The sequence below is a fragment of the Streptomyces sp. genome, from assembly GCF_050698815.1.
Taxonomy (GTDB): Bacteria; Actinomycetota; Actinomycetes; order Streptomycetales; family Streptomycetaceae; genus Streptomyces.
This window is the reverse complement of record NZ_JBOHCV010000045.1, coordinates 1-6113: the sequence shown is the minus strand read 5'-3', so window position 1 is coordinate 6113 and position 6113 is coordinate 1. Positions and strand designations below refer to the sequence as shown.

The window sequence follows — 6113 nt, the reverse complement described above, 5'->3', positions numbered from 1 at the left end:
CATGTGGTGTGCGGCGAATCCGCCGTCAGAGGGTCAGTTGTCGTCCTCGTCGATCAGGAAGCCCCTCATCGGCGACGGCGCCTGCTGCTGGGGGCCGCCCTGCGGACGGACCGGAGCCATCGGCTGGGTCATCGCGGGGGACATCTGCTGCTGCCCACCGCCATAGGACTGACCGCCGCCCTGGGTGTGACCGCCGGGACCGCCGTGGCCGCCCATGGGGTGGCCGTTGCCGCCCATCGGCTGGTGGCCGCCCATGCTGCCGACACCAGGTCCGGCGGGTGCGCCCGCACCGGCCATCGAGGGGGACGGCGGAAGCGAGGCGGTCGCCGGGGTGCGCGGCGGGGCCAGCGAGTCGTCGGCCTGGTTCTCCAGCTGGCGCAGCTGGCTCTCCAGGTACGACTTCAGTCGGGTGCGGTATTCGCGCTCGAAGCCCCGCAGGTCCTCGACCTTGCGCTCCAGGGTCGCCCGCGCGGACTCCAGGGAGCCCATCGCCACGCGGTGCTTCTCCTGGGCGTCCCGTTCCAGGGCGTCGGCCTTGGCACGGGCGTCCCGCTCCAGACCCTCGGCACGGCTGCGCGCCTCACCGACGATCTTGTTGGCCTCGGAACGGGCTTCCGCGATGGCCTGGTCAGCGGTCTGCTGCGCAAGAGACAGTACGCGCGCGGCGCTGTCGTTGTGCTGGCCGCCACCACCCGGCATCTGGGGCCCTCCGGGACCCATGAGGCCGCCGGGACCGCCCTGCGGGCCACCATGGCCCATCGGACCGCCCTGTGGGCCGCCAGGGCCGGCAGGAAGCTGCGGCTGACCGCCGGGCAGCTGGGGCGGACCACCCATGTGGCCACCCTGCTGGGGGCCGCCGTGCTGGCCCGGGTGCTGGCCCGGACCGCCGTGCTGGCCCGGGTGCTGGCCCGGACCGCCGTGCTGACCCGGGTGCTGGCCCGGACCGCCGTGCTGACCCGGTGGCACCGGCTGCGGACCGGATATGGCGGCGGGCACGGGAGGCCCGCCCTGCCGGTCCTGCGGCTCGGGCTTGCGCATGCCGCCCTGCTGCTGGTTCTGCGCGGCGGCACGGGTCGCTGCGGCCAGCTTGGCCCGCAGGTCCTCGTTCTCCCGCAGCAGACGCGTCAGTTCGGCTTCGACCTCATCAAGGAAGGCATCGACCTCGTCCTCGTCATAGCCTTCTCGGAGGCGGACGGTCGTGAACTGCTTGTTCCGCACGTCCTCGGGGGTCAGTGGCATCTCTTCACCTCAACGTAAGTCGTCGGCATATCGGCAAGACCATTTCGATCGTTCACAGCCTGGCCACGACGTTGATCAGGATGTAGACGATGATCATGAGCACGAAGAAGGACAGGTCGAGCGCCACGCCCCCGAAGCGCAGCGGCGGAATGAACCGCCGCAGCAGCTTGAGTGGCGGATCAGTGACAGTGTAGGTGGCCTCCAGAACGACCACCATCGCCTTGCCGGGCTGCCATGAGCGGGCGAACTGGAAGACGTAGTCCATCACCAGCCGGAAGATCAACACGATCAGGAAGCAGTACAGCGCGATTTGGACCACGTCCAATGCGGTTCTCATCTACGCTTCCCTCTCCCCTCGCCGCGTTGGCGCTCGTGCGACCCTACGGCCCGATCCCTTGATCCTTGCGTCTTCAGCTCTGGTTGAAGAACCCGCCCTCCGCGATGCGGGCCTTGTCCTCCGCCGTGACATCGACGTTAGCAGGAGACAGCAGGAACACCTTCTGCGTCACTCTTTCAATACTGCCGTGCAGACCGAAGACCAGACCGGCCGCAAAGTCGACAAGTCGCTTCGCGTCGGTGTCGTCCATCTCCGTCAAGTTCATGATCACCGGGGTGCCCTCACGGAAGTGTTCCCCGATGGTACGGGCCTCGTTGTAGGTCCGGGGGTGCAGCGTGGTGATCCGGTACGGCTCCCGCTCCGACACGACTTTGGGCATGATCACCGGGGCGCTCTTCTCCAGATTCTGGCGTTCAGGTGTGATGGATGACACGGGAGCAATTCTCCCGGATCGTCCACTTTCGGTGACTGCGGGGAGGGATGACTGCTCCCGCTCCCGCTGCGCCGGTGGGTGCATGACGCGCACCGGATCCCCCGGCTCGGTCGGCTGCGAGGAGTCGGGCGACCGCAACGGCTCATGCCGTCGGCGATCCCGCTCGGGCTCCGGTTCGGGCTCGAACTCGTCGTCGGGGTCGAACCCCGGGCCGTCGTACCCATCGTCCTCCACGAGACCGAGGTAGACCGCCATCTTGCGCATAGCGCCGGCCATTCTCTGCGTCCTCCGCTCTGTGATGGGTCCCGTGCCTTCGGCGGGGAGGCCCCATGGCCCCGTCACCGGTGACTTGGATCCACTCGGGCCTATCCGCCTGCCGATTCCCAACGACTTCCAAGGGAAATGACCATATTTTCTGCCGTGGTCCGACTTGCTTCGCGACGTTACCCGAGCGGGGGTCGCTCTCCGAGTACCGCGCTGCCGACGCGCACATGTGTCGCACCGGCTGCCACCGCCTCTTCGAGATCCGCACTCATCCCGGCCGACACCATCGTCGCAGCAGGATGCGTCGCCCGCAGGCCGGTTGAGATTTCCCGCAGCCGCTCGAAGGCCGCGCCGGGGCGCCCGGCGTACGGCCCCGTCAGCGGCGCGACCGTCATCACCCCTGCCGGCCGCAGCCCTTGGGCGGCAGCCAGCGCGTCGGCCAGCCCGGCCACCGACTCCGGTGCCGCACCGCCCCTGCTGCCGGCCTCCCCCGACCCGGCGTCGAGCGCCACTTGGACGAGGCAGTCCAGCTCCCGGCCGAGGCGCACGGCCTCGCGGCTGAGGGCGCCGACGAGCCGGGTCCGGTCGACCGAGTGCACGACGTCGGCGTAACTCGCCACCGAACGTACCTTGTTGGTCTGCAGTTGGCCGACGAAGTGCCAGCTCAGCGGCAGATCCTCGCACGCGGCGGCCTTCGGCGCCGCGTCCTGGTCCCGGTTCTCCGCGACGTCGCGTACACCCAGCTCCGCGAGCAGCCGGACGTCCTCGGCGGGAAAGGTCTTGGTGACGACGATCAGCGTGACGTCGGCACGCTCACGCCCCGATGCGACGCAAGCGCCCATGACGCGCTCCTCCACCCGGGCGAGATTCCCGGCGAGTTGGGCCCGACGGGCAGTGAGGTCCGTCACCGTTCAGTTCATCTCCAGCCAGACATAGCTCGCGAGCCGGCCGGTGGTCTTCTCCCGCCGGTACGAAAAGTGATCAGCCGACTCCATGGTGCACACAGCGGACTGTTCCAAGGTTGTGACACCGGAGGCCGCGAGCTGTGCCCGTACCCCGGCCGCCATGTCGACCGCCGGGGTGCCCCAACTCGTCGTCGCGTACGCCTCGGGCACAGCGGCCGCGACCTCCGCGCGCATCCACGCGGGCACCTCGTAACACCGCCCGCACACCGCCGGACCGGTACGCGCGAGCAGCCGCTCCGGGCGCGCCCCACGAGCCGTCATCGCTTCGAGAAGCGCCGGCACCACCCCGGCCAGCAGCCCGGGCCGCCCCGCGTGCGCGGCGCCTACGAGCCCCGCTTCGGGATCCGCCAGCAAAAGGGGGGTGCAGTCGGCGGTGAGCACGGCGAGGGCGAGTCCGCGCCGCGCGGTGACCACGGCGTCGACGGGCGGGGCGTCCTCGCCGAACGGACGGTCGACGAGGGCGACATCACGTCCGTGCACCTGATGCATCCAGACCACGTCGCCGGGGTCGAGTCCCAGCGAGCCGGCAGCCAGAGCGCGGTTCCTGCGTACCCGCGACGCGTCGTCGCCGACCGCGCCGCCGAGGTTGAGTGCTTCATACGGAACGGCGCTCACCCCGCCCCACCGGTCGGTGAAGGCGAAATGCGCGCCGCTCGCGGAGTCGTGCCGCTCTATCACTTCAAGAAGTCCGGTACGTCCAGCTCCTCGGCCTGGCTGTCATGGTACGGACGGGCCGGCGGGACCTGCGGGGACAGGGGGTCCCGGCCGGAACCGGAGCCGGAGGCGTCGCCGACCGGGGAGGACTCGCTCCCGCGCGGGGTGACGGTACCCAGGCCGCCGAAGGAGGGGCGGTCCCCGTCCTCGGCGCTCCCGTAGGCGGCGGACGTGCTCGACTCCTCCTTTCCGCCGTGCGAACCGAGCGCCTTGTCGCGGTTCTTGGGCGGCGGCTGGCCGCCGTCGAAGCCGGCCGCGATCACGGTGACCCGTACCTCGTCACCGAGCGCGTCGTCGATCACCGCGCCGAAGATGATGTTGGCCTCGGGGTGCGCGGCCTCGCTGACCAGCTGGGCGGCCTCGTTGATCTCGAAGAGACCGAGGTCCGAGCCGCCCGAAATGGACAGCAGCACGCCTCTGGCACCGTCGATGGACGCCTCAAGCAGTGGCGAGGAGATCGCCATCTCGGCCGCCGCGACCGCACGGTCGTCACCGCGAGCCGAACCGATGCCCATCAGCGCCGAACCCGCCTCGGACATCACCGACTTGACGTCGGCGAAGTCGAGGTTGATGAGTCCCGGTGTGGTGATCAGATCGGTGATCCCCTGCACGCCCGACAACAGCACCTGGTCCGCCGACTTGAACGCGTCCAGCACGCTGACCTGCCGGTCCGAGATGGACAGCAGCCGGTCGTTGGGGATGACGATGAGGGTGTCGACCTCGTCGCGCAGTCCGGCGATGCCGTCCTCGGCCTGATTGGCGCGGCGACGGCCCTCGAAGGTGAACGGGCGGGTGACGACGCCGATCGTCAGGGCGCCGAGCGAACGGGCGATGTTCGCGACGACGGGAGCGCCACCGGTGCCGGTGCCGCCGCCTTCGCCCGCGGTGACGAAGACCATGTCGGCCCCCTTGAGGACCTCCTCGATCTCCTCGCGGTGGTCCTCCGCCGCCTTCCGGCCGACATCGGGGTTGGCGCCCGCCCCCAGACCGCGCGTCAGTTCGCGGCCCACGTCGAGCTTGACGTCTGCGTCGCTCATCAACAGGGCCTGCGCATCGGTGTTGATCGCGATGAACTCGACGCCCTTGAGACCGACCTCGATCATCCGATTGATGGCATTCACGCCACCGCCGCCGATGCCGACGACCTTGATGACTGCGAGGTAGTTCTGCGGTGCTGCCACGTCGAAGGCCTCTCGCCTCGAGTTACGTATCCCTGTGGGGCGGTCCTGCGCCGACCCGAACCCTAAGCGTGAAGTTCAGGGTTACCAGTGTCCGTCTTCCTTGGGCTTCGGAACGGACACTAAGTCGACAACTGGTGGGTGTTCAACGAACACGCCGAACCTCCCGTTTTTCTTTTCACCCTATGTGATCAGGTCGTGGTGAGTCATCCAGGGTGCTGGCCTGCGGCGAAGCTCGTCAACTCCCTGACGACGCGGGGGCGCTGGGGACGCTGACATCGAAGTGCTCGGCCCCCTTGGCCGCTTTCATCAGCGCGGTCAGTGACTTCGCCTTCGCCGTACCCCGTTCGCCGCTCCCCCACAGCACCGTACGGCCTCCCGTCAACTCCAGTGTGATGGAGTCGTAGGAACGGACCCGCACGGTCCGGGTTTCGCGTGCCACGGATTCGGGAAGCGCCGTCGTCGCCGCGACCGCTTCGCGGCGCAGCCGCGCGGCACCGAAGTGGCGAAGGCCGGCCGACCGCCGAACTTCCATGGCCAGAAGCGGAACGCCCTTCGGCTGCTGGGGAACGGTGGCGAAACGCACGCCTTCGTCATCCACTTCGACATATTTTCCCGCTTTCCCGATGACCAGTTCAGCCTTCCGCTCGGTCACCTTGAGCCCGATTCCGTGGGGCCACGCCCGTACGACCTGAACGTCCCCGAGGCGCGGCAGCGCGGCCCGCAGACGGCGTTCCGCCGCAGTGCCGTCGACCGAGCCGACCGGGGTCCCAACCGGAATGCGAGCCGCGGCCCGTACCTGATCCCCCGTCAGCACCTGGTTGCCGCTGACCGATACCCGCTCCACCCGCAGCCAGCTCGACCCGTACAGCGCCCACACCCCGAAGCCCGCCAACGCCACCGGCGCGAGCGTGAGCAGCAGGAGGCGGCGCCCGCGCGGTCCCCGGCGCCACGGAGCGCGCCGGAGACCGCTTGCGGCGGAC

Annotated in this window: 7 protein-coding genes; all 7 read right to left on the bottom strand. The window is 69.4% G+C overall.

What is annotated here, in order from left to right; translation table 11 throughout:
• Nucleotides 1-33: 33 nt before the first annotated feature.
• Complete coding sequence (locus tag ACRDP3_RS01855) at nucleotides 34-1239, bottom strand: DivIVA domain-containing protein (protein WP_431515017.1); 1206 nt, start codon at nucleotides 1237-1239, stop codon at nucleotides 34-36.
• Nucleotides 1240-1291: 52 nt separating this feature from the next.
• Nucleotides 1292-1576, bottom strand: coding sequence for a YggT family protein (locus tag ACRDP3_RS01850; RefSeq protein WP_431515016.1), 285 nt, complete (start codon nucleotides 1574-1576; stop codon nucleotides 1292-1294).
• Between the two features lie 73 nt (nucleotides 1577-1649).
• Nucleotides 1650-2285 (bottom strand): cell division protein SepF, encoded by a 636-nt coding sequence (locus ACRDP3_RS01845; protein WP_431515015.1) that lies wholly within the window; start codon nucleotides 2283-2285, stop codon nucleotides 1650-1652.
• 167 nt (nucleotides 2286-2452) lie between these two features.
• Nucleotides 2453-3115, bottom strand: coding sequence for a YggS family pyridoxal phosphate-dependent enzyme (locus ACRDP3_RS01840; RefSeq protein WP_431515018.1), 663 nt, complete (start codon nucleotides 3113-3115; stop codon nucleotides 2453-2455).
• A 69-nt stretch (nucleotides 3116-3184) separates the two neighbouring features.
• Nucleotides 3185-3916 (bottom strand): peptidoglycan editing factor PgeF, encoded by a 732-nt coding sequence (gene pgeF, locus ACRDP3_RS01835; protein WP_431515014.1) that lies wholly within the window; start codon nucleotides 3914-3916, stop codon nucleotides 3185-3187.
• Nucleotides 3913-5133, bottom strand: coding sequence for a cell division protein FtsZ (gene ftsZ, locus ACRDP3_RS01830; RefSeq protein WP_431515013.1), 1221 nt, complete (start codon nucleotides 5131-5133; stop codon nucleotides 3913-3915). Before ftsZ ends, pgeF begins: the two co-directional genes overlap by 4 nt.
• 235 nt (nucleotides 5134-5368) lie before the next feature.
• A partial coding sequence (locus ACRDP3_RS01825; RefSeq protein WP_431515012.1) for a cell division protein FtsQ/DivIB occupies nucleotides 5369-6113 on the bottom strand: 745 nt, incomplete at its 5' end.

Coding starts and splice junctions, on each gene's coding strand:
- ACRDP3_RS01855 (WP_431515017.1), bottom strand. CDS start 1,239: ATGCCACTGACCCCCGAGGACGTGCGGAACAAGCAGTTCACGACCGTC.
- ACRDP3_RS01850 (WP_431515016.1), bottom strand. CDS start 1,576: ATGAGAACCGCATTGGACGTGGTCCAAATCGCGCTGTACTGCTTCCTG.
- ACRDP3_RS01845 (WP_431515015.1), bottom strand. CDS start 2,285: ATGGCCGGCGCTATGCGCAAGATGGCGGTCTACCTCGGTCTCGTGGAG.
- ACRDP3_RS01840 (WP_431515018.1), bottom strand. CDS start 3,115: ATGGGCGCTTGCGTCGCATCGGGGCGTGAGCGTGCCGACGTCACGCTG.